At 45.3% G+C, this 1,944-nt stretch carries 2 protein-coding genes; both read right to left on the bottom strand.

What is annotated here, in order from left to right:
* Positions 1 to 112 precede the first annotated feature (112 nt).
* Positions 113 to 1,009 (bottom strand): methylisocitrate lyase, encoded by an 897-nt coding sequence (prpB, locus tag AB4232_RS22365; RefSeq protein WP_009846616.1) that lies wholly within the window; start codon positions 1,007 to 1,009, stop codon positions 113 to 115.
* 96 nt (positions 1,010 to 1,105) lie between these two features.
* On the bottom strand, positions 1,106 to 1,825 hold the full coding sequence (locus tag AB4232_RS22360) for a GntR family transcriptional regulator (protein WP_050654082.1): 720 nt from the start codon (positions 1,823 to 1,825) through the stop codon (positions 1,106 to 1,108).
* Positions 1,826 to 1,944: the final 119 nt, after the last annotated feature.

The following is a 1,944-nucleotide window of genomic DNA, read 5'->3' as shown; positions in this document are numbered from 1 at the left end:
CTTTGGTGCTGCCTGTTTATATGTCCGATGATCTTTATCATCGGTACTGGATATGGCGACTAACCATTTCACGTTATTGGATTAAGTTGATTTTTGATTAATTGAAACTGGTTTACCCTTCGCTTGAAAACAACTGATCAAGCTTGTTCTCGTAGTCGTGGTAATTCAGGTGTTCGTAAAGCTCTTTACGGGTTTGCATTGAATCCAACAGAGCTTCTTGATTGCCTTCAACTAACAAGTGCTTGTAAACATTCTCCGCCGCTTTGTTCATCGCACGGAACGCACTCAATGGATAAAGCACCATGTCGACACTTGATTGGGCCAACTCGTTACAGTTATAGAGCGGCGTTTGGCCAAACTCAGTGATGTTCGCGAGAATAGGTACATGCTTGCCCGTTGCTGATTTCAGCGCTGCCGAGAACTTCACGTATTGATCGAGTTGATTCATCGCCTCAGGGAAAATCATGTCAGCGCCCGCTTCAACACAAGCAATCGCCCTTTCAATCGCACTATCAATGCCTTCAACCGCTAATGCATCGGTACGCGCCATAATCACAAAGCTCTCATCGGTTCTAGCATCGGTTGCCGCTTTGACTCTATCGACCATCTCTTGCTGGCTTACAATCGCTTTATTTGGTCGATGACCACAGCGTTTCTGGGCGACTTGGTCTTCCATGTGAATTGCAGCTGCGCCCGCTTTTTCCATAGCTCGAATGGTACGTGCAATATTAAATGCGCCACCAAATCCCGTATCGATATCCACCAGCAATGGCAGATCACACGCATTGGTAATACGTTCAACATCCACCAACACATCGTTCAATGTAGTGATACCCAAATCAGGCAAACCGTAAGACGCATTGGCGATGCCTCCGCCAGACAAATAGATCGCTTGATGCCCCAAGTTCTTTGCCATCATCGCGCAATACGGATTCACCGTGCCGACAATCTGCAATGGATCGTTGTCTTGCACAGCTTGTCGGAACTTAGCTCCTGCTGATAACTTCATAATGACGCTCCTTGTTAATTGTTAATTTCTAATCTTTATGACTACTGATGTTTAGCTCTCGCCAGCGAAGAACCGCTGGCAAATACCAGTCGCCAGTTAATCAAGATCTTTGGATTGAATTTGTTGCTCTATAAGCAATCGACTACCCGAGATGTGTCGTCGCATTAGCATTTCTGCTAGCTCTTCATCACGATTACGAATCGCTTGTAGGATGTATTTGTGTTCATCGAGCGCCTCTTTTGGTCGAGACTGAGCCCTAGGCGATTGATAGCGGTACATGCGTAATAGGTGATAAAGCTCGTCACACAACAGAGAAATCAATTTGCTGTTACGACTCGCTTTGATAATGCGGTAATGAAAATCGAAATCCCCATGTTGATGAAAGTAAGAAGAACCTTCGACTTCATCGATATGTTTAGAATGTGTCGACAATAATCCTTCAAGCCCGATAAGCTCTTCTTGTGTGATATGTCGCGCTGCTAAGCGAGCCGCCATGCCTTCCAATGCCTCTCGCACCGCGTAAAGCTCTAGCAGTTTGTCTGCAGAAAAAGTAATAACTCGAGCGCCGACATGAGGAATTCGCTCAATAAGCCCTAGCCCTTCGACACGCATTATCGCTTCACGTAATGGACCTCGACTTACCTCGAAGCGTTTAGCCAGTTCAGGCTCCGAGATCTTACTGCCCGGAGGTAATTCACCGTTAACAATTGCCTCAACGAGGTATTCCGTCAGGTTTTCTGACTTGGTGTTTTCTTTATCGCTCACACGAGTTTTCGTGTTTGCACTTAAGCTGAGATCTTTTATCGCAGTATTCATATTCACGCTGCTCACTTCTGATTGCCGACCCTAACTGTCAACAATTTCATAACATGAACATAAAATACACGATCGAATTGTCGACAATCAAGTAGATTGTCGACAATTTAGACTAAGGT

It is taken from the genome of Vibrio sp. 10N.286.46.A8 (assembly GCF_041470165.1).
Classification (GTDB): Bacteria; Pseudomonadota; Gammaproteobacteria; order Enterobacterales; family Vibrionaceae; genus Vibrio; species Vibrio tasmaniensis_A.
This window is presented reverse-complemented; position numbering and strand designations above follow the sequence as displayed.

Coding starts and splice junctions, on each gene's coding strand:
- AB4232_RS22360 (WP_050654082.1), bottom strand. CDS start 1,825: ATGAATACTGCGATAAAAGATCTCAGCTTAAGTGCAAACACGAAAACT.
- prpB (WP_009846616.1), bottom strand. CDS start 1,009: ATGAAGTTATCAGCAGGAGCTAAGTTCCGACAAGCTGTGCAAGACAAC.